This window comes from Aquitalea sp. ASV15, from assembly GCF_016429115.1.
GTDB classification, from domain to species: domain Bacteria; phylum Pseudomonadota; class Gammaproteobacteria; order Burkholderiales; family Chromobacteriaceae; genus Aquitalea; species Aquitalea magnusonii.
In genome coordinates, this window is the sequence record NZ_JAELTZ010000158.1 from 1 (window position 1) to 333 (window position 333).

The window sequence follows — 333 nt, forward strand, 5'->3', positions numbered from 1 at the left end:
CACCATCGTGGCGTTCGAAGCGCACTTCGCCTTCCTGCTCACCGGCGTAGATGCTGGTGCAGACGATTTCGTTGACCACGTCCGGGAACACCGACAGCAGGTCGATATCGAGGAAGCTGAACACGGTGTCCAGGTGCATGGCGGCACGCGACTTGGGCATCTGGCAGGCGATGACGCGGGTGGCGCCACCTTCCTTGCCCAGCACGTTCTTGGCCACTTGCACCACCGCTTGCGGGCTGGTGCGTTCGCCCATGCCGATCAGTACCACGCCGTTGCCGATGGGCATCACGTCGCCGCCTTCCAGCGTGGCCGGGCCGTGGTTCTTGTCACAGT

At 64.0% G+C, this 333-nt stretch carries 1 protein-coding gene; it reads right to left on the minus strand.

Going from position 1 to position 333, the window contains the following annotated elements:
- Positions 1 to 333 (minus strand): arginine deiminase family protein (locus tag JHD64_RS21305; protein ID WP_233170654.1); only part of this gene is annotated, 333 nt, incomplete at both ends.